This window comes from Pseudomonas sp. B21-012, from assembly GCF_024749305.1.
GTDB lineage: Bacteria > Pseudomonadota > Gammaproteobacteria > Pseudomonadales > Pseudomonadaceae > Aquipseudomonas.
The window spans coordinates 5878146-5897667 of record NZ_CP087197.1; the positions used below are offsets into that span (position 1 = coordinate 5878146).

Sequence of the window (19522 nt, forward strand, 5' to 3'; positions counted from 1 at the left end):
ACAATCCACATGTTCACACCTTCGAGCTACAAGGAAACCGACCTCGAGCGTCTGCACCAGCAGATCGAGCAAACGCGCCTGGCCGTATTGGTCACCCACGGTGAACAGGGCTTGCAGGCCAGTCACCTGCCGCTGCTGCTGGATCGCAAACAGGGCAGCAACGGCACCCTGTACGGCCACTTCGCCCGCGCCAACAAGCAATGGCAGGATCTGGCCAACGGCGCCGAGGCGCTGCTGGTATTCGCCGGGCCCGATGCGTATGTCAGCGCTGGCTACTACCCCAGCAAGGTCGACGACCCGCGCACGGTTCCGACCTGGAACTACGTGGCTGTGCACGCCTGGGGCAAGGCCGAGGTTTTCCATGACGCCGAGCGTCTGCTGGAGATCGTCCGCCGCCTGAGTGATCACCACGAACAACGCCAGGCCAAACCCTGGTCGGTGGACGAAGCGCCTGCCGACTACATGGCCGGCATGCTCAAGGCAATCGTCGGCTTCGCCCTGCCCATCGAGCGCCTGCAAGGCACACGCAAACTCAGCCAGAACCGTTCGGCCATCGACATCGAAGGCGTGCGCACCGGCCTGGCCAACAGCAACGACCCTCTGGACAACCAATTGGCCGCCCTGATGGGCCAACCTTGAAGGAACACACCTATGCCTAACGTCACCATCCGCCCTGTCACCGCCGCCGATCACAGCGCCTGGCTACCGCTGTGGCAGGCCTATCAGCAATTCTACGAAACCCGTATCGATGACGAGGTCAGCGCCGTGGCCTGGGCGCGCATGCTCGACCCGGCCGAGCCGACCAACGCCGCCCTGGCCTGGGTCGACGGCAAGGCACTGGGCATGGTCCACTGGATCTATCACCGCTCCAACTGGAGCATCGAGAACTCCTGCTACCTGCAGGACCTCTACGTGCAAAGTGAGCAACGCGGCCTGGGTATCGGCCGCCAGCTGATCGAATACGTCTACGCTACGGCAAAGGCGGCAGGTTGCGCCAAGGTGCACTGGTTGACCCACGAAACCAACGCCACGGCCATCAGCCTGTACGAGCAGGTCGCCGAGCGGCCCGGCTTCATCCAGTTTCGCAAACCGCTGTAAGCCAGAGGAGCCACCCCATGAGCAGCCCATTGCACTGGCATCCGGCCAAGCGCCCGCAACCTGCAACATTGACCGGGCGCTTCGTGCGCCTGGAAAAACTCGACCCCAAGCGCGACACCGAAGACCTCTGGGAAGTGTTCCAGGGCTCCCAGGCCGACCGCACACTGTGGGACTACCTGGCCTACGGTCCGTTCACCGAGCGCGAAGACTTCGATCACTGGCTCGACACCAATGCCGCCAGCAGCGATCCGCTGTTCTACAGCGTCATTGACCTGGCCAGCGGCCAGACCCAGGGCATCCTCAGCCTGATGTCGATCGTGCCCGAACAGGGCCGCATCGAGATTGGTCATATCGCCTTTGGTGCTGCCATGCAGCGCACACCTAAAGGCACCGAAGCGGTGTACCTGCTTGGCAAACTGGCGTTCGAGCTGGGCAACCGCCGCCTGGAATGGAAATGCAACAACGACAACGCCCGCTCCAAGCGCGCCGCGCTGCGCTTTGGCTTCACCTTCGAAGGCGTGTTTCGCAAGCATATGGTGATCAAGGACCGAAACCGCGACACCGCCTGGTTCTCGATTACCGATGATGAATGGCCGGCGATTGCGGCGGGGTTCGAACGTTGGTTGGCGGCAGATAACCAGCGGCCCGAGGGACAGGTACAGACCTTGGAGGCGTGCCGGTAGGAGCAGGCAAAAAAAGGGAGGCATACGCCCCCCAGAGGTTAACCGCTTGTAGATGAGGGCCTGAAAATCAGCCCTCGATCTCGATCAGGATCTCGCCCGGGTTGACCCGGTCGCCCTTGGCCACGTGAATGGCGGTGACCTTGCCGGCGATTGCCGCCTGCACCTCGGTCTCCATCTTCATGGCCTCGGTGATCAGCACCGGCTGGCCGGCCTTGACCATGTCGCCTTCCTTGACCAGCACATCGACGATGTTGCCTGGCATGGTGGTGCTGACATGGCCCGGTGCGCTGGCCTGCTTGCGTTTGCTGCTACCACCGCCGACAAACTCGTTGAGCGGCTCGAACACTACTTCTTCCGGCATGCCGTCGATGGACAGGTAGAAGTGGCGCTTGCCTTCGGCCTTGACGCCAACACCGGTGATATCCACCCGGTAGGTCTCGCCGTGCACGTCGATGACGAATTCGGTCGGCACGCCTTCGCCGCCGGCCGAGGCCACGGCGCCGGCTTCCGGAATCGGCAGCAGCACTTCAGGGGTCAGGGTGCCGGCCTCACGCTCTTCGAGGAACTTGCGCCCGATGTCGGGGAACATGGCGTAGGTCAGTACGTCTTCTTCCGACTTGGCCAGGGCGCCGATGTCGTTGCGCAGCTTGGCCATTTCCGGCTTGAGCAAATCGGCCGGGCGCACGTCGATGACTTCTTCGCTACCGATGGCCTGGCGCCGCAGATTTTCGTCGACCACACCCGGAGCCTTGCCGTAACCGCCTTGCAGGTACAGCTTCACCTCGTTGGTGATGGTCTTGTAGCGCTCGCCGGCAAGCACGTTGAAGAACGCCTGGGTACCGACAATCTGCGAGGTCGGGGTCACCAGTGGCGGGAAGCCGAGGTCTTCGCGCACCCGCGGGATTTCCGCCAGCACTTCGTTCATGCGGTTGAGCGCGCCCTGCTCCTTGAGCTGGTTGGCCAGGTTGGAAATCATCCCGCCCGGTACCTGGTTGACTTGCACACGGGTGTCGACGGCAGTGAATTCACTTTCGAACTGGTGGTACTTCTTGCGCACGGCATAGAAGTACAGGCCGATTTCCTGCAGCAATTCCAGGCTCAGGCCGGTGTCGAACTCGCTGCCCTTGAGGGCCGCGACCATCGACTCGGTGCCCGGGTGGCTAGTGCCCCAGGCGAAGCTGGAGATGGCGGTGTCGATATGGTCGGCGCCGTTCTCGATCGCCTTGAGCTGGCACATGGCAGCCAGGCCGGCGGTGTCGTGGGAATGGACGAACACCGGCAGCGACTGCTCGGCCTTCAGCGCCTTGACCAGCTCGCCGGTGGCGAAGGGAGTCAGCAGGCCTGCCATGTCCTTGATGGCCACCGAGTCGCAACCCATGGCTTCCATCTGCTTGGCCTGGGCGACGAAGGCGTCGATGGTGTGTACCGGGCTGGTGGTGTAGGCAATAGTGCCCTGGGCGTGCTTGCCAGCGGCCTTGACCGCTTCGATGGCCACGCGCAGGTTACGCACATCGTTCATGGCGTCGAAGATGCGGAACACGTCAATGCCGTTGACCGCCGCCTTGGCGACGAAGGCTTTGACCACGTCATCGCTGTAGTGGCGGTAGCCCAGCAGGTTCTGCCCGCGCAGGAGCATCTGCAGGCGGGTGTTGGGCAGTGCCGCACGCAGTTTGCGCAGACGCTCCCACGGGTCTTCCTTGAGGAAGCGCACGCAGGCGTCGAAGGTCGCGCCGCCCCAGACTTCCAGCGACCAGTAGCCGACCTTGTCGAGCTTGTCGCAGATCGGCAGCATGTCTTCGGTACGCATGCGGGTGGCCAGCAGGGACTGGTGGGCGTCGCGCAGGATTGTGTCAGTGACAAAGATCTTCTTGGACATTCTTATCTCCTCATAGCGGCAAGCTTCAAGCTACAAGCCGCAAGAAAAAGCCGATCGGCTCTGACTTGTCGCTTGCAGCTAACAACTTGCAGCTGGCTTATTCATAAGCCCGCATGTGCGGCGATGGCGGCGGCGATGGCCAGGGCCAGCTCTTCGGGTTTGCGCTTGATCGAGTAGTTGGTCAGTTCCGGATGGCTTTCAACGAAGCTGGTATTGAACTGACCACTGCGAAATTCCGGATTGCGCAGGATTTCCTGGTAATAGGCAGCCGTGGTCTTCACCCCCTGCACACGCATGTCGTCCAGGGCCCGCAGACCGCGGTCCATGGCTTCTTCCCAGGTCAGCGCCCAGACCACCAGTTTCAGGCACATCGAGTCGTAGAACGGTGGAATGGTGTAGCCGGTATAGATCGCCGTGTCGGTGCGCACGCCGGGGCCGCCGGGGGCGTAGTAACGGGTGATCTTGCCGAAGCTGGGCAGGAAGTTGTTCTTCGGGTCTTCGGCGTTGATCCGGAACTGCAGGGCAAAGCCGCGGTGCTGGATGTCTTCCTGCTTGACCGACAGCGGCAGGCCGGAGGCAATACGGATCTGCTCGCGAACAATGTCGATACCGGTGATTTCTTCGGTGATGGTGTGTTCCACCTGCACCCGGGTGTTCATCTCCATGAAGTACACTTCGCCATCGGCGAGCAGGAACTCCACGGTACCGGCGTTCTCGTAGCCCACGGCCTTGGCCGCGCGCACCGACAGGTCGCCGATATAGGCACGCTGTTCAGGGGTCAGTTGCGGGCTTGGGGCAATTTCAATGAGCTTCTGGTTGCGGCGCTGGATCGAGCAGTCGCGCTCGAACAGGTGGACGACGTTACCGAAGCTGTCACCGAGGATTTGCGCCTCGATGTGTTTCGGGTTGACGATGCATTTTTCCAGGAACACTTCCGCAGAACCGAAGGCCTTGGTCGCTTCGGAGATTACCCGCGGGAAGGCTTGCTCCAGCTCTTCACGGCTGTTGCAGCGGCGAATACCGCGGCCGCCACCGCCGGAAGTGGCCTTGAGCATCACCGGGTAACCGATGCGGTCGCCTTCGAGCAGCGCTTCGTGGATATCGGCGACGTTGCCTTCAGTGCCCGGGGTCACCGGCACACCGGCCTTGATCATGCTGCGGCGGGCTTCGGTCTTGTCACCCATGCGGCGAATGACTTCAGCCGCCGGGCCTATGAATTTGATACCGCGTTCGGCACAGATGTCCGCAAGTTCAGCGTTCTCAGACAGAAAACCATAACCGGGATGCAGCGCATCACAACCGGTTTCCACGGCCAGGTTCACCAGCTTGCGCGGGTTGAGGTAGCCGGCCAGGGGCTCGGCACCAATGCTGTGGGCCTCGTCGGCACGTTTGACGTGCAAGGCATGGCGGTCGGCGTCGGAGTAGATCGCCACGGAACGGATGCCCATCTCGGCGCAGGCACGCACGATTCGAACAGCAATTTCACCGCGGTTGGCGATCAGGATCTTTTTTATCACTGGAGTATTCCCAAGGCCGCTAGAACAAACGAGCCGGCAACGCCGGTCGGCGCGTGACCAATCGTCGCTGGCCAGTCGCATCTTTACCCTAGCGCTGTCTCTGGATAAACAAAAATCAATATTTATTAGGGTGTGCATAAGCAAAAGCTTATAGTGCTGTTACAAGGTTTTGCCGGGGCTTGAGAGAAATGCGTAAGTCATTGATGCGTATGACATTGCGTCAACTTCAGATCTTCAATGAGGTCTGTGATTTGCGTTCCTACAGCCGGGCAGCCGAGGAGATGAACCTGACGCAACCCGCCGTTAGTCTACAGATCCGCCAATTGGAAGAACTGGTCGGCCAGCCGCTGTTCGAGTATGTCGGCAAGAAGCTCTACCTGACCGAAGCCGCTGAAGCGCTGCAACGCGCCAGCCGCGATATCTTCGGGCGCCTGGAGAGCCTCGACATGCAGCTCTCCGACATGCAGGGCTCGCTGCAGGGGCAATTGAAGCTGGCGGTCGAATCCAGCGCCAAGTACTTCGTCCCGCATCTGTTCGCGGCCTTCAAGCGTTTGCACCCCGAGGTCAATCTTACCCTCACGGTGGTCAACCGCGCCCAGGCCATACGTCGCCTCTCGGACAACCGTGATGACCTGATCATTATGTCCATGGTGCCCCAGGACATGGGCCTGGAGTTCCTGCCGTTCCTCAACAATCCGATCGTTGCCGTGGCGCCGCCCGATCATCCGCTGTGCAAGCTCGACAGCCTGCGTTTGCAAGACCTTGAGCCGCACACGCTATTGGTACGCGAACAGGGCTCGGGCACACGCAAGGCTTGCGAAGAGTACTTCAAGGAAAAGCGCGTGCACTTCACTCAGACGCTGGAAGTGGCCTCGGCCGATGCCCAGCGCGAGTGCGTGATTGCCGGCCTGGGCATCGCCCTGCTGACCCGCCATGCATTGAACCTGGAACTGGCCACCGGCGTGCTGCGCGAGCTGCCGGTCGAAGAGCTGCCGCTGTACCGCAGCTGGTGTGTGGTGCAGTCCAAGGCCAAGCGGCAATCGCCGGTGGCCCTGGCCTTTCTAGCGTTCATTCGCAGCGAACGTGCACAGATCAGCGGGCTTGTTGAGCGTTTCTCGGGGATTCTGCCGCCGATACCTGCCACACGCTGACGGCCTGCAAGTCGGGGTAGTCGGTGATGTCCTGCAGCAGACGGCGCTGCTCGGAGTAGCTTTCGATCGCGCGGCGAAACTCCATGCGGCGCTGGTCTTTTTCCTGCTGTTTGCGGGATTTGGCGTTGGGTTGGTACGAGCCATCGAATTCACGAGCCATTGCATATCTCCCTTATCGAGTGCGGGAGCTTCAGCCTGACGTCGTGGCATTACGGTTTGGCGGCGGGCCAATGACAAATCAATGAACCCGCGCCTACAGGTCTCAGTCGTCCATCGCCTTGATCGACTTGGGCGACAGGCGCAGGCTGCGCAAGCTGCGCTTGACGCTCTTGAGGTGGTTGACCAGGCTCGGCCCGCGGGCCATGGCCACGCCCATGGCCAGCACGTCGATCACCACCAGGTGGGCAATGCGCGAGGTCAGCGGGGTGTAGATTTCGGTGTCTTCGTGCACATCGATGGCCAAGTTGACGGTCGACAGCTCCGCCAACGGCGTCTGGCTCGGGCACAGGGTGATCAGCGTAGCGCCGCTTTCACGCACCAGGTTGGCGGTGATCAGCAGGTCTTTGGAGCGCCCCGACTGGGAAATGCAGATGGCCACATCGCCAGGCTTGAGGGTGACCGCAGACATCGCCTGCATGTGCGGGTCGGAATACGCCGCCGCCGTCAGCAGCAGGCGAAAGAACTTGTGCTGGGCATCGGCCGCTACCGCGCCGGAGGCACCAAAACCGTAGAACTCGACACGCTGGGCCTGGGCCATGGCGGATACCGCACGCTGCAAAGCCTGTGGATCGAGGTGCTCGCGCACTTCCATCAGGGTATGCAGGGTGGTGTCGAAGATCTTCAGGCTGTAGTCGGCAACCGAGTCGTCTTCATGAATGGCGAACTGGCCGAAACTCGCGCCCGCCGCCAGGCTCTGGGCCAGCTTGAGCTTGAGGTCCTGGAAACCGGAACAACCGATCGCACGGCAAAAACGCACGATGGTCGGCTCGCTGATGCCGACGCTGTGGGCAAGGTCGGCCATGGAGCTATGCATGACGGCCGCTGGATCAAGCAGCACGTGATCGGCAACCTTGAGTTCCGATTTGCGTAGCAGATGGCGCGACTGGGCGATGTGTTGCAACAGATTCAAGGGCAGGACTCGGTTATGATCGACTGACCGGGTTGTAGCTTTCTTGTAGTTATACTACATGACCGGCGACCCGCCCAGCTAAACGAACTAGGAGAGTGGTGGTATTGACTATCCCTTGCGACATCATGGTGTTCGGCGGCACCGGTGACCTGGCCCTGCATAAACTGCTTCCGGCGCTCTACCACCTGTATCGCGAGGCTCGCCTGCACCCCGCCGTGCGCATCATCGCCCTGGCCCGCAGCAATCTGCCACGTAATCAATTCCTCAAACTCGCCGAACGCCGTTGCCGGGCACAGATTGCCCGTGCCGACTTCGACGAGGATGTCTGGGCGCGTTTCTCGGCGCGCCTGGACTACTTCCCCATGGACGCCTCGCAAAGCGCCGATTTCGTCCGCCTGGCGCGCTTTCTCGGTGAAGCCGGCGGCCTGACCCGGATCTACTACCTGGCCACCGCACCGAACCTGTTCGTGCCGATTGCCAACCACCTGAAAATCGCCGGGCTTGCCGATCACGATGCGCGCATCGTCCTGGAAAAACCCATCGGCCACTCGCTGGAGTCAGCCACGGCGATCAACGAGGCCTTCGGCGCGGTGTTCGCCGAGTCGCAGGTGTTTCGTATCGATCACTACCTGGGCAAGGAAACGGTGCAGAACCTCATGGCCCTGCGCTTTGCCAATGCCTTGCTCGAGCCGGTGTGGCGCAACAACCAGGTCGATCATGTGCAGATCAGCGTCTGTGAAACCCTCGGCGTCGAAAACCGTGGCGCCTACTACGACCGCGCCGGCGCCACCCGCGACATGCTGCAGAACCACCTGCTGCAGCTGCTGTGCCTGGTGGCCATGGAGCCGCCGGCACAATTCGAGGCTGAAGCGGTTCGTGACGAAAAGGTGAAGATCCTCAAGGCCCTGCAACCGATCACCGGCCAGGACGTGCAGGACAAGACCGTGCGCGGCCAGTACAGCGCCGGCAAGATCGGCGGCCAGGAAGTACCGGCTTACTACTTCGAAAAAGATGTCGACAACGACAGCGATACCGAGACCTTTGTCGCCGTAGAAGCCCACATCAACAACTGGCGCTGGGCCGGCGTGCCCTTCTACTTGCGCACCGGCAAACGCCTGGCCAAGCGCTCGTCGCAGATCGTCATTCAGTTCAAGCCGGTACCCCACCGCCTGTTCGACGGCGATCAGGCCAACCAGCTGCTGATCCAGCTACAACCCGACGAGCGCATCAGCCTGCAGATGATGACCAAGACCCCCGGCAAGGGCATGCGCCTGGAGCCGGTGGAACTGAACCTCAACCTGGCCCAGGTATTCGGCCAGACCCGTCGCTGGGACGCCTATGAGCGGCTGTTGCTGGATGTGCTCGAAGGCGACTCGACGCTGTTCATGCGCCGTGACGAGGTCGAGGCGGCGTGGGCCTGGATCGACCCGATCCTTAACGGCTGGCAGGAACACTTCCAGGCCCCGCGCCCCTACCACGCCGGTAGTAACGGCCCGGACCAGGCCCACAGCCTGCTGGCCCACCAGGGCCGCGCCTGGCACCTTTAAAAGCTGTAGCGGCTGGCCAGTAAACCGGCCAGTTCCTGCGCCGGCACCGGCCGGCTGATCAGGTAGCCCTGCACTTCGTTGCAGCCTTGCTTGCGCAGGAAGTCCAGCTGTTCAGCGGTCTCGACGCCCTCGGCAACCACCTGCAGGTCCAGGCTCTGGGCCATGGCGATGATTGCCCGGGTGATCGCCGCGTCCTCGCTGCCCTCGCGCAGCCCCCGGATAAAGGCCTGATCGATCTTCACGTAGTCCACCGGGAAACGCTTCAGGTAGCTGAGCGATGAATAGCCGGTGCCAAAGTCGTCGATCGCAAGCTTCACCCCCAGCTCATGCAATTGGCGGAAGGTAGCGATGATGTGCTCGACGCTGTCGAGCAACTGGCTCTCGGTCAGTTCCAGTTCCAGCAAGTGCGGGGCCAGGCCGCTTTCTTCCAAAACCTGGCGCACCAGGCTGACCAGCTTGCCCTGGCGCAACTGATACACCGACAGGTTCACCGACACGCGAATCGGCGCAAGGCCCATGCGCTGCCACTCGCAAGCCTGCCAGCAGGCCTGGCGCAGGACGAACTCGCCCATCGGTGCAATCAGCCCGGTTTCTTCGGCCAGGCCGATGAAGTCCGACGGCGGCACCATGCCCCACTGCGGATGCTGCCAGCGCACCAGCGCCTCGGCCGCATGCAGGCGGCCGGTGGCCAGGCACAGCTTGGGTTGGTAGTAGACCTGCAGTTGCCGCTCTTCGATGGCCTTGCGCAGGTGGTTTTCCAGCTGCAGGCGCTGCAGGGTGCTGGCCTGCAGGCTCTCGGTGTAGAACTGGAAGTTGTCGCCACCCAGGTGCTTGGCGTGCTGCATGGCGGTATTGGCCTGGCTGACCAGCACCGTGACATCCCGCGAGGTGTCGGCCAGCAGGCTAATGCCCACCGAAGCGCTGATCACCAGCTCGTGACCATCGACCCGCAGGGGCACGCGTAGCTTGTCGAGCAGGCGGCTAGCCACTCGCACCAAGCTCGACAGGTTGCTGTAGGCATCGAACAGCACGGCAAACTCGTCGCCGGAAAGCCGCGCCACGGTGTCGGCCTCGGGCATGGCATTGCTGATGCGCTGGGCCATCTGCTTGAGCAAATGGTCGGCAACTTCATGGCCAAGGCTGTCGTTGAGCAGCTTGAAGCGGTCCAGGTCGATGTGCAGCAGGGCCAGGCCGCGACCGCTCTGACGCAGGCGCTCGCCGGCCTCGTGCAGGCGCAGGCGGAACAAGGCGCGGTTGGCCAGGCCCGTCAGTTCATCATAGTGGGCCAGGTAGCGCAGGCGCTCTTCAGACTCACGGCGCGCCGACAGGTCGGTAAAGAAGCCGACGATGCTGGTCAGGTTGCCGCGGGCATCACGTACACCGTTAAGCTGCAGCCACTGAGGATAAAGCTCACCGTTCTTGCGCGCCTCGACCAGTTCGCCTTGCCAGCTGCCCTGTTGCTCCAGGGCCAGTTCGATAGCCTGTGAATGTCGACGAGCATCAAGGCTGCACGCCAGCTCCAGCAACCGCCCTTGCAATAGTTCTTCGCGGCTGTAGCCGGTAACCCGGCAGAAGGCCTGATTGACGGCCAGCAGTACGTAGTCAGGGTCAAGAATCACAATGCCTTCACTGGCGGCTTCAAACACCGTGGCGGCCAGACGCTGCTGTTCCTCCTGGGCTTTTTGCGCGCTGATTTCCCGGCGGGTGCCGAGCATGCGCAGCACCCGCCCGCTGGCATCACGTTCCACCGCCCGGCCACGGTCCTCAATCCAGCACCAATGGCCCTGGCGGTGGCGCACCCGGTAGTCGATGCGGTAGTCCTCGCTGCGGCCCTTGAGGTGTTCGACCAGGGTACGCTTGAGCAGCGGCACGTCATCGGGATGCAAACGTGGCTTGAGGTGCGCGAGCATTTCCTGGACTTGTTCAGGCTCCAGGCCAAACAGCTCGCGCAATTGCGTGTGGTGGATCTCGTCGGTGTCCAGGTTCCAGTCCCAAAGCCCCAGCTCGCTGGCCTCTAGCGCCAGGGCCAGGCGCTGCTCGCTTTTGCTCAGGGCCTGGTTGGCGACATCGAGTTCCTGGCTGCGCTGGGCCACCCGCGACTCCAGCCCAACCTGCGCCTCACGCAGCTGTTCCTCGATCAACCGGCGCTGTTCGACCTCCTCGGCCAATGCCTGGTTGAGGCTCTCGCTGCGGCTTTGCGCCGCTTGCAGGTGTTCGATCAGCTCCTGATTCTGAAAGCGTCGCAGCAATCCGCGTTCGATCAGCCGGTTGACCTGCCAGGCCACCACCGACAGCGCAATCAACAGAATCAGCCCAAGCCAGCCCCAGCCGCGCTGCTGTTCGTCGCCACTCCAGAACAGGAAAGCAATCGGCGGCAGCAGGCAGGGCAAGGTAAAACTGAGAAACGCTGGCAGGCTGACGGCATAGGCAACGCTGGCCGAAAGCGTCGCCGCCCCCAGCAGGCCAAACACCCAGGCCTGCTGGACGAAGTTGTCCACCGGCACCAGGGCAATCGCCGCGCTGGCCAGGGTCAGGCCGCTGAAGGCCGAACCGAGCAAAAACATCCGCCACCAGGTCGGCTGGGCTTGCCGGTCGGGCATGGCAGCATCGAAAGCGGCCACCTGGATCACCCGCAACGCCACCAGCGCCATCAGCCAGACCACCCAGACGCTGACCAGCAGGTAACGCGCCGGGTTCCATAGCAGCCAGGCACAGACAAGGCCGTTGAGCAGCATGAACAGGGTCGGCAGCAACGAGCCTTGATACAGCAGGCGGGTGCGCTCGACAGCCAGTTGCGGTGCGAAGTGTTTGCGAATACTCCGGCGCGCTTGGGCTGGGGCGCTCAGGGAGTCGGAACCGAGTGTCATAGGCGGTGTTCTTGTAATGGTTAGCCTTAAACGTGCACGGAGCATACACAAGCAAGCCCCTGGGCCAAACTGCTCTGGATCATAATTATTTCATCGCATTTCCCGACGGCAGGTGCTCAAGCACGCAGGCCTTGGGCTGCAGCCGGTGACCGGCCGGTCGTCAGCGCCAAGTTTTTCTACTGTATATTTGCCCAAGGGTCGCCTGCGCCCCTAAAATGGCCGGATGCGCGATGATCTCTCTCTCCTGTTGAACTCTCTCAACGACGCCCAACGCCAGGCTGTAGCTGCGCCGGTCGGTCGTCAGTTGGTCCTGGCCGGTGCCGGCTCCGGCAAGACCCGTGTGCTGGTGCACCGCATCGCCTGGTTGATCCAGGTGGTGCAGGCCTCGCCGCACTCGATCCTGTCGGTGACCTTCACCAACAAGGCCGCTGCCGAGATGCGCCAGCGTATCGAACAGCTGATGGGCATCAACCCGGCCGGCATGTGGGTCGGCACCTTCCACGGCCTGGCGCACCGCCTGTTGCGCGCGCACTGGCAAGAGGCAGGGCTGAACCAGAACTTCCAGATCCTCGACAGCGACGACCAGCAGCGTCTGGTCAAACGCGTAATCCGCGAGCTGGGCCTGGATGAACAGCGCTGGCCGGCGCGCCAGGCACAGTGGTTCATCAACGGCCAGAAAGACGAAGGCCTGCGCCCGCAACATATCCAAGCCAGCGGCGACCTGTTCCTGGGCACCATGCGCAGCATTTATGAAGCCTACGAGGCAGCCTGCCAGCGCGCCGGCGTCATCGACTTCTCCGAGCTGCTGCTGCGCGCCCTGGACCTGTGGCGCGACCACCCCGGCCTGCTCGAGCACTACCAGCGGCGCTTCCGCCATGTGCTGGTCGACGAATTCCAGGATACCAACGCCGTGCAGTACGCCTGGCTGCGGCTGCTGGCCAAGGGCGGCGACAGCCTGATGGTGGTCGGCGATGACGACCAGTCGATTTACGGCTGGCGCGGTGCCAAGATCGAGAACATCCACCAGTACACCGCCGACTTCCCTGACGCCGAGCTGATCCGCCTGGAGCAGAACTACCGTTCCACCGCCGGCATCCTCAAGGCGGCCAACGCCCTGATCGCCAACAACAGCGGGCGCCTGGGCAAAGAGCTGTGGACCGATGGCGGCGATGGCGAACCGCTGAGCCTGTACGCCGCCTTCAACGAACACGACGAAGCCCGCTACGTGGTCGAGAGCATCGAAAGCGCACTCAAGACCGGCCTGGCACGCAGCGACATCGCCATCCTCTATCGCTCCAACGCCCAGTCGCGGGTGCTTGAAGAAGCACTGCTGCGCGAACGCATTCCTTATCGCATCTATGGCGGCCAGCGCTTCTTCGAACGCGCCGAGATCAAGAACGCCATGGCCTACCTGCGCCTGCTCGAAGGCCGCGGCAACGATGCCGCCCTTGAGCGGGTCATCAACGTGCCGCCGCGCGGTATCGGCGAGAAAACCGTCGAAGCGATTCGCGAGCACGCGCGCCACGCCCAGGTTTCGATGTGGGAGTCGATGAGCCTGCTGATCGCCAACAAGGCGCTCAAAGGCCGTGCCGCCAGTGCCTTGGGCGCGTTCATGGAAATGATCGAGAACCTTGCCGCCAAAGTCCTGGAGATGCCCCTGCACCTGATGACCCAGACGGTTATCGAGCAGTCCGGGCTGATCGTCTATCACCAGGAAGAGAAAGGCGAAAAAGGCCAGGCCCGGGTAGAAAACCTTGAGGAACTGGTCAGCGCCGCGCGCAACTTCGAAAACAGCGAAGAAGACGCCGAATTGTCGCCACTGGCGGCCTTCCTCGGCCATGCCTCGCTGGAAGCCGGCGACGCCCAGGCCGACGAGCACGAAGACAGCATCCAGCTGATGACCCTGCACAGTGCCAAGGGCCTGGAATTCCCTCACGTCTTCCTGGTCGGCATGGAAGAAGGCCTGTTCCCACACAAGATGAGCCTGGAAGAGCCCGGCCGTCTTGAAGAAGAACGCCGCCTGGCCTATGTCGGCATCACCCGCGCCATGCAGCAGCTGGTGATGACCTACGCCGAAACCCGCAGGCTGTACGGCAGCGAGACCTACAACAAGGTCTCGCGCTTCGTACGCGAAATTCCGGCCGGCCTGGTGCAGGAAGTGCGCTTGTCCAACAGCGTCAGCCGCCCGTTCGGCTCCGGTCAGCAGCAGAACTCGAGCAGCCTGTTCGCCAACGCCAACATCCCGCAGACCGCCTTCAACCTTGGCCAGCGGGTGCAGCATGCGGTATTTGGCGAAGGTGTGATCCTCAACTTCGAAGGCTCCGGCGCCCAGGCCCGGGTCCAGGTCAACTTTGCCGAAGGCAGCAAGTGGCTGATGCTCGGTTACGCCAAGCTCGAAGCGCTGTAAAGCAGAAAATCCTGTAGGAGCGGGCTTGCCCCGCGATGCAATGTGACTTGCACGCCGCAATCGCGGGGCAAGCCCGCTCCTACAGCGTATTCAGATCATTCAGGCAAAAGCTGGAAACATTATGGCGCTGGTCATGTGTCCTACAACCTGTGCACCATGACGCGCGTGCAATCCACAAAACGGGAATACCCTTCTATGCAACGTTTTCTTAGCATCGCTTTGGCGCTGTGCATCGGCCTGACGATGAGTCTCGACGCCAACGCCAAACGCTTCGGCGGCGGCAAGAGCTCGGGCGCCGCGCCGACCCACCAGACCCGCCAGGCAGCCCCGGCTACCCCGGCTGCCTCGCCAACCGCGCCAGGTCGCGCACCTGCCGCCGCCAGCGGTGCTTCGCGCTGGCTCGGCCCGCTGGCCGGCCTCGCCGCCGGTGGCCTGCTGGCCTCCATGTTCATGGGCGACGGCTTCCAGGGCATGCAGATCTTCGACATCCTGATCATGGCGCTGATTGCCTTCCTGGCGTTCCGCTTCATCGCCGCCCGTCGCCGCAAGCAGCAGCCACAAATGGCCGCCGCCGGCCACGCGCCTTTCCAGCGTGAAGCGCACCAGCCTGCGCAGCCGTCGATCTTCGGTGGTTCGGCTGCACCTGCCGCCGCCCGTCCGGTAATCAACGCCCCGGCCTGGTTCAACGAGCAGAGCTTCCTGGCGGCTGCCCGCAACCACTTCCAGTCGCTGCAGCAGCACTGGGACGCCAACGAAATGGACAAGATCGCCGAGTTCGTCACCCCGCAGATGCTGCAGTTCCTCAAGCAGGAGCGTGCTGACCTGGGTGATGCCTTCCAGTCCACTTACATCGACGACCTAAATGTGCAGCTTGAAGGTGTCGACGACCGCGCCGACAAGACCATCGCCACCCTGACCTTCAGCGGTGTATCGAAGACTTCGCGCTTCGACCAGGGCGAACCGTTCAGCGAAAGCTGGAACATGGAACGCGCGCCGGGCGAGAACCAGCCTTGGCTGGTTGCCGGGATCCGTCAGAACGGCTGATCTTGAGGCATTGCACAAAAAACCCCGGGCTTGTCCCGGGGTTTTGCTTTTAGCGCAGCAGGCTACTAGGGTATAACGCGCAGCGTGTCGTAAAGGTTAGAGGATAGAACCGTGGAAGAAGTCATCGAACAGCTCCGAGAAGCCAATGAACCGGTACCGGTGCCGCTGGAGTTGCCGGACGAAGACCAACTGGTCGAAATCGAAGAAGAGTTGTTCATCAACATTCCGTTCGTCTTCAAGGAATTCCTGCTGACGGTCAGCGACGTGGTCTACGGCAGCCTGGAGCCGGTCACCGTCACCGACCCGCAGTCGCATACCTACTTGCCGGACGTGGCAGCCAATGCCTGGGACGCCGGCGTGCCGCGCGACCTGATCCCGATCTGCCAGGACGGCGACGACTTTTACTGCGTCGAAGAAGACGGCACCGTGGTGCTGTGGTCGGGCGAAGAAGAGATCGTTACCGAAGACAGCTGGGAATCGGTCTGGCACTGGGCGCGGGATGTCTGGCTGGAAAGCTGAATGAGAAAGACCCGCATAAAATAATGGCTCTTGGCTATTAATGCTCGTAGAATCGCCACGCCTTCCCGCGCGTGGCGCTTCGCTACCGCTCCATCCCCTCGGACATTCGAACCGCCCCGCGCAGGAAGCGCCTCTTAGTGGTGGTTTTCCTGGTTGTTTTCCAGGGTCTCCAGCAAGGCGATCTGCATGCGTGTATGCACACGGATGAACCAGCGCCACAGCACCGCCACCACCACTGCCGCGACTACCACGATCAGCAACAGCAGCTCGTTGGTGGGCAGAATGCTGGCCGACAGCGCCGACAGCAGCAAAAAGATCACCAACAGCGACAGCAACGGAATGACCTCGGCAATCACCCGTCGAACCCGCTGGGTGTGGCGCCCGGCCATCTCCGGCTTGACCCCCATCTCCGCCAGCAGCATCGACAGCGCCTTGAGCTTGCGGTACGCAGCGATCAGGAAAGGCAGCGACAGCATCAGCGCCGCGCCCCAGATCAAGGCCTTCTGCTGGCCGACATCGCTGACCCATTCGCTCAGGTAGTCACCGATGCGCGCGGCAAAATAACCACCGCTGAAGAAGATCGCCACCACCAGCGCCAGGTTCACCCCCACCTGCAGCAGAATCCGCCGGATCATCGACGCCAGCAATGCCCCTTGGCCATGGGGCTGGATGCTGCGCAGCCATTCGCCGTACAGCGACAGCACCCGCGACAGGCGCCCCGGCACGACCTTGGCGAGCTTCAACGACAGCGGGTCGGCGGCGCGAATCAGATACGGGGTAAGCAGCGTGGTGATGGCCGAAACGGCTACCGCCACCGGGTACAGGAAGTCGCTGGTGACCTGCAGGGTCATGCCCAGTGCGGCGATGATGAACGAGAACTCGCCAATTTGTGAAAGCCCCATCCCGACCCGCAGAGAGGTACGTCCGTCGTTGCCGGCGATAAAGGCGCCCATGCCGCAGGACAGCATCTTGCCCAGCACCACGGCAATGGTGATGACCACGATCGGCCAGGCGTACTCGACCAGGATCGACGGATCGATCATCAAGCCGATGGCGACAAAGAAGATGGCGCTGAACAGGTCGCGTACCGGTTCGATCAGGCGCTCGATCTTCAGCAATTGGCGCGACTCGGCCATGATCGCGCCAATCAGAAAGGCGCCCAGGACCATGCTGTATTCAAGCTTGACCACCAGCAGGCAGAAGCCGAAACACAGGCCCAAAACGGTAATCAGCAGCATCTCGTTGCTTTCGAAGCGGGCCACGTAAGCCAGCAGGCGCGGCACCAGCAAAATGCCGATGACCAAGGCAACGATCATGAACAGCGACAACTTGCCGACCGTGGAAAACACCTCACCCGAGCTCACCGTGCCACTCACGGCAATACCCGAGAGCAAGGCGATGATGCCGATGCCAAGGATGTCTTCGACGATCAGCACGCCGAAGATCAGTTGGGCAAAACGCTCGTTCTTCATCTTCAGGTCGTTGAGCGCCTTGACGATGATGGTGGTCGAGGAAATCGCCAGGATGGCGCCGAGGAACAGTGAATCCATGGTGTTCCAGCCGAACCAGCGGCCGATCTCGAAGCCGATCCAGATCATCAGCACGATTTCCAGGAACGCGGCGATGAACGCCGTGGCCCCGACCTTGAACAACTTGCGCAGGCTGAACTCCAGGCCCAGGCAGAACATCAGGAAGATCACGCCGAGCTCGGCCAGGGTCTTGATCGTCTCTTCGTCGTGAATCAGGCCGAACGGCGGGGTGTGCGGGCCGATGATGAAGCCGGCAACAATGTAGCCAAGCACTACCGGCTGTTTGAAACGGTGGAACAGGATAGTCACCACCCCGGCAACCAGCATGATCACTGCCAAATCCTGGATAAAGCTGATGGCATGCACGGCGTGGGACTCCTTACCTGGTATCCAGAGACAAGCCGCAACTCACCCGATGAATTGTCTGATTGAGTTGCGGGTACATAGCGTTTTAAATGTAGGAATGCCCACCTTGCATGGGCTTCTTCAGGTTAACACCGCCGCTTGTCGCGAAAAGCCGGTGCAATATGAAGAAACAGATCGACCAAAGCATCGCCGCAAATGGCACAAATAGCGTGACGGCAAGGCCGCTGTCAGCGTCCCGTCTACTTAGATGGGAATCGTATTGGGGGAAAGAAGCGTGAACAGCAATCGCCACCCCGCCTCAGCGCAACCTTACCGTGAGCACACTATGGAACCTGGAAACGCCCAGCTGTCGATGACCGTCCTGATGACCCCGGACATGGCCAACTTTTCTGGCAACGTCCACGGCGGCACGCTGCTCAAATACCTCGACGAAGTGGCCTATGCCTGCGCCAGCCGCTACGCCGGTCGTTATGTGGTGACCCTGTCGGTCGACCAGGTGGTCTTTCGCGAGCCGGTGCATGTCGGCGAGCTGGTGACCTTCCTCGCTTCGGTCAACTACACCGGCAACACCTCGATGGAAGTCGGCATCAAGGTGGTCACTGAGAATATTCGCGAGCGTTCGGTGCGCCACAGCAACAGCTGCTTCTTCACCATGGTCGCCGTCGACGACGACCGCAAGCCGGTTGCGGTGCCGCCGCGCCAGCCTGAAAGCAGCGAAGAGAAGCGCCGTTTCCTCCAGGGTAAACAGCGCCGGCTGATCCGTCAGGAGCTGGAAAAGCGCTACCAGGAACTCAAGGGCGACGCCCTTTAAGACCGCCCGTTAAAAGGCCAGAGGCTGCGCCGCAAAGCGCAGCCGCGGGTGCACGATGCGATCTTGCGCCCGCACCAGTTCCAGCTCGTAGCTGGCACAGGCCTGGGTTTCCAGCAGCACTTCGTGCACCGCGGCGGCGGTGAATTCAAACGCCGCTAGCCAGTCATCGCCGAGCAGCAAGCGCGCCAGGAACAAGCCTGATGTCAGGTCACCAACGCCTACCGGCTGGCGGGCGAATGCCAGCAGCGGGCGGCGGATGTGCCAGCTCCCTTCGCCGGTCACCAGCAGCATCTCGAAATCTTCCGCGCCACGCCCTGGGTACGCCAGGTGCTTGACCAGCACCGCTTTCGGGCCGCGCTCCAGCAGGCTGCGGGCCATGTCGACACAGTCTTGCAACGACTCGGCACGGCGCCCGCAGAAGCTGTCCAGTTCCAGCTGGTTCGGGCACAGCACATCAGCACGGGCCAGCGCTTCTTCGAGCAGAAACTCGCTGACCTCGGCCGGAACGATACAGCCCTTCTCGGGATGGCCCATCACCGGGTCGCAGAGGTACAAGGCGCGCGGGTTGGCCGCCTTGATCCGGGCCACGCCGCTGAGGATCGCCCGCCCCTGCTCGGCACTGCCCAGGTAGCCGGACAACACCGCATCGCAGTTGCCCAGCTCACCGATCGTCGCAATCCCTTCTACCAGTGCAGGTATTTGCGCTGGAGCAAGCACTTCTCCGGTCCACTGGCCATACTGAGTATGGTTGGAGAACTGCACGGTATTGAGCGGCCAGACCTTCACCCCGACCCGCTGCATGGGAAACACTGCGGCGCTGTTGCCAGCATGGCCGAAAACCACGTGGGACTGGATGGCGAGCAGATGCGGTGTACGTTTCATGCAGGTCTTCCGAAAGCGTAGGAATGAAAAACAAGGCGCGCAGTATGGCGCTAAATGCCACCTGTACGACAGACCGGGGAGGCAGTTAAGCTGGGC

At 62.1% G+C, this 19522-nt stretch carries 16 protein-coding genes; 9 read left to right on the plus strand and 7 right to left on the minus strand.

Translation table 11 applies throughout. The annotated features are described in order from the left end of the window. The first annotated feature begins 9 nt into the window (after positions 1-9). From LOY37_RS27110 to LOY37_RS27120, 3 genes are read left to right on the plus strand one after another with little or no spacing between them, the layout of a single operon-like run. Positions 10-639 (plus strand): FMN-binding negative transcriptional regulator, encoded by a 630-nt coding sequence (locus LOY37_RS27110; RefSeq protein WP_045199483.1) that lies wholly within the window; start codon positions 10-12, stop codon positions 637-639. A gap of 12 nt (positions 640-651) precedes the next feature. Beyond that, entirely contained in the window at positions 652-1098 is a 447-nt protein-coding gene (locus tag LOY37_RS27115) for a GNAT family N-acetyltransferase (protein ID WP_258716075.1), read from the plus strand. 17 nt (positions 1099-1115) lie between these two features. Continuing rightward, on the plus strand, positions 1116-1781 hold the full coding sequence (locus LOY37_RS27120; RefSeq protein ID WP_213602854.1) for a GNAT family N-acetyltransferase: 666 nt from the start codon (positions 1116-1118) through the stop codon (positions 1779-1781). A gap of 67 nt (positions 1782-1848) precedes the next feature. On the opposite strand, the gene oadA is transcribed toward LOY37_RS27120, so the two are convergent. Continuing rightward, complete coding sequence (gene oadA / locus LOY37_RS27125) at positions 1849-3657, minus strand: sodium-extruding oxaloacetate decarboxylase subunit alpha (protein WP_093377891.1); 1809 nt, start codon at positions 3655-3657, stop codon at positions 1849-1851. A gap of 101 nt (positions 3658-3758) precedes the next feature. After that, a complete protein-coding gene (locus LOY37_RS27130; RefSeq protein ID WP_045199475.1) occupies positions 3759-5174 on the minus strand; it encodes an acetyl-CoA carboxylase biotin carboxylase subunit in 1416 nt (471 codons plus the stop codon). Positions 5175-5377: 203 nt separating this feature from the next. Here LOY37_RS27130 and LOY37_RS27135 point away from each other — a divergent pair, with 203 nt between their 5' ends. Beyond that, complete coding sequence (locus LOY37_RS27135; RefSeq protein ID WP_162195917.1) at positions 5378-6325, plus strand: LysR family transcriptional regulator; 948 nt, start codon at positions 5378-5380, stop codon at positions 6323-6325. Here LOY37_RS27135 and LOY37_RS27140 read toward each other — a convergent pair. Both LOY37_RS27140 and hexR read right to left on the minus strand, forming a co-directional pair. Continuing rightward, on the minus strand, positions 6267-6485 hold the full coding sequence (locus tag LOY37_RS27140) for a PA3496 family putative envelope integrity protein (protein WP_045199472.1): 219 nt from the start codon (positions 6483-6485) through the stop codon (positions 6267-6269). The two genes, LOY37_RS27135 and LOY37_RS27140, sit on opposite strands and share 59 nt — an antisense overlap. Before the next feature lie 102 nt (positions 6486-6587). Further along, complete coding sequence (gene hexR, locus LOY37_RS27145; RefSeq protein ID WP_038616018.1) at positions 6588-7454, minus strand: transcriptional regulator HexR; 867 nt, start codon at positions 7452-7454, stop codon at positions 6588-6590. A gap of 104 nt (positions 7455-7558) precedes the next feature. Between hexR and zwf the strand changes: the two genes are divergently transcribed. Continuing rightward, a complete protein-coding gene (gene zwf, locus LOY37_RS27150; protein WP_045199468.1) occupies positions 7559-9001 on the plus strand; it encodes a glucose-6-phosphate dehydrogenase in 1443 nt (480 codons plus the stop codon). On the opposite strand, the gene LOY37_RS27155 is transcribed toward zwf, so the two are convergent. Further along, a complete protein-coding gene (locus LOY37_RS27155; RefSeq protein ID WP_093377881.1) occupies positions 8998-11868 on the minus strand; it encodes an EAL domain-containing protein in 2871 nt (956 codons plus the stop codon). The two genes, zwf and LOY37_RS27155, sit on opposite strands and share 4 nt — an antisense overlap. A gap of 223 nt (positions 11869-12091) precedes the next feature. Here LOY37_RS27155 and uvrD point away from each other — a divergent pair, with 223 nt between their 5' ends. The 3 genes from uvrD to LOY37_RS27170 all read left to right on the plus strand — a co-directional run bounded on the left by uvrD (position 12092) and on the right by LOY37_RS27170 (position 15838). Further along, the gene (gene uvrD, locus LOY37_RS27160) at positions 12092-14275 is read left to right on the plus strand and encodes a DNA helicase II (protein WP_045199464.1); all 2184 of its coding nucleotides are present in this window, start codon (positions 12092-12094) and stop codon (positions 14273-14275) included. Between the two features lie 195 nt (positions 14276-14470). Beyond that, entirely contained in the window at positions 14471-15319 is an 849-nt protein-coding gene (locus LOY37_RS27165) for a Tim44 domain-containing protein (RefSeq protein ID WP_045199463.1), read from the plus strand. Between the two features lie 111 nt (positions 15320-15430). Beyond that, a complete protein-coding gene (locus LOY37_RS27170; protein ID WP_258595553.1) occupies positions 15431-15838 on the plus strand; it encodes an SMI1/KNR4 family protein in 408 nt (135 codons plus the stop codon). 134 nt (positions 15839-15972) lie between these two features. On the opposite strand, the gene LOY37_RS27175 is transcribed toward LOY37_RS27170, so the two are convergent. Then, positions 15973-17733: a cation:proton antiporter gene (locus LOY37_RS27175; RefSeq protein WP_258716076.1), complete on the minus strand. Its 1761-nt coding sequence runs from the start codon at positions 17731-17733 to the stop codon at positions 15973-15975. A 325-nt stretch (positions 17734-18058) separates the two neighbouring features. Here LOY37_RS27175 and LOY37_RS27180 point away from each other — a divergent pair, with 325 nt between their 5' ends. Then, positions 18059-18544, plus strand: coding sequence for an acyl-CoA thioesterase (locus LOY37_RS27180; RefSeq protein ID WP_045186257.1), 486 nt, complete (start codon positions 18059-18061; stop codon positions 18542-18544). A gap of 9 nt (positions 18545-18553) precedes the next feature. Here LOY37_RS27180 and pdxY read toward each other — a convergent pair whose 3' ends face one another. After that, entirely contained in the window at positions 18554-19426 is an 873-nt protein-coding gene (gene pdxY, locus LOY37_RS27185) for a pyridoxal kinase PdxY (RefSeq protein WP_195885338.1), read from the minus strand. Positions 19427-19522 lie beyond the last annotated feature (96 nt).

Excerpts from the sequence above, each read along its gene's own strand:
- oadA (WP_093377891.1), bottom strand. The coding sequence starts at position 3,657 with ATGTCCAAGAAGATCTTTGTCACTGACACAATCCTGCGCGACGCCCAC.
- pdxY (WP_195885338.1), bottom strand. The coding sequence starts at position 19,426 with ATGAAACGTACACCGCATCTGCTCGCCATCCAGTCCCACGTGGTTTTC.
- LOY37_RS27135 (WP_162195917.1), top strand. The coding sequence starts at position 5,378 with ATGCGTATGACATTGCGTCAACTTCAGATCTTCAATGAGGTCTGTGAT.
- LOY37_RS27120 (WP_213602854.1), top strand. The coding sequence starts at position 1,116 with ATGAGCAGCCCATTGCACTGGCATCCGGCCAAGCGCCCGCAACCTGCA.
- LOY37_RS27140 (WP_045199472.1), bottom strand. The coding sequence starts at position 6,485 with ATGGCTCGTGAATTCGATGGCTCGTACCAACCCAACGCCAAATCCCGC.
- LOY37_RS27165 (WP_045199463.1), top strand. The coding sequence starts at position 14,471 with ATGCAACGTTTTCTTAGCATCGCTTTGGCGCTGTGCATCGGCCTGACG.
- LOY37_RS27155 (WP_093377881.1), bottom strand. The coding sequence starts at position 11,868 with ATGACACTCGGTTCCGACTCCCTGAGCGCCCCAGCCCAAGCGCGCCGG.
- LOY37_RS27110 (WP_045199483.1), top strand. The coding sequence starts at position 10 with ATGTTCACACCTTCGAGCTACAAGGAAACCGACCTCGAGCGTCTGCAC.
- LOY37_RS27115 (WP_258716075.1), top strand. The coding sequence starts at position 652 with ATGCCTAACGTCACCATCCGCCCTGTCACCGCCGCCGATCACAGCGCC.
- uvrD (WP_045199464.1), top strand. The coding sequence starts at position 12,092 with ATGCGCGATGATCTCTCTCTCCTGTTGAACTCTCTCAACGACGCCCAA.
- LOY37_RS27180 (WP_045186257.1), top strand. The coding sequence starts at position 18,059 with ATGGAACCTGGAAACGCCCAGCTGTCGATGACCGTCCTGATGACCCCG.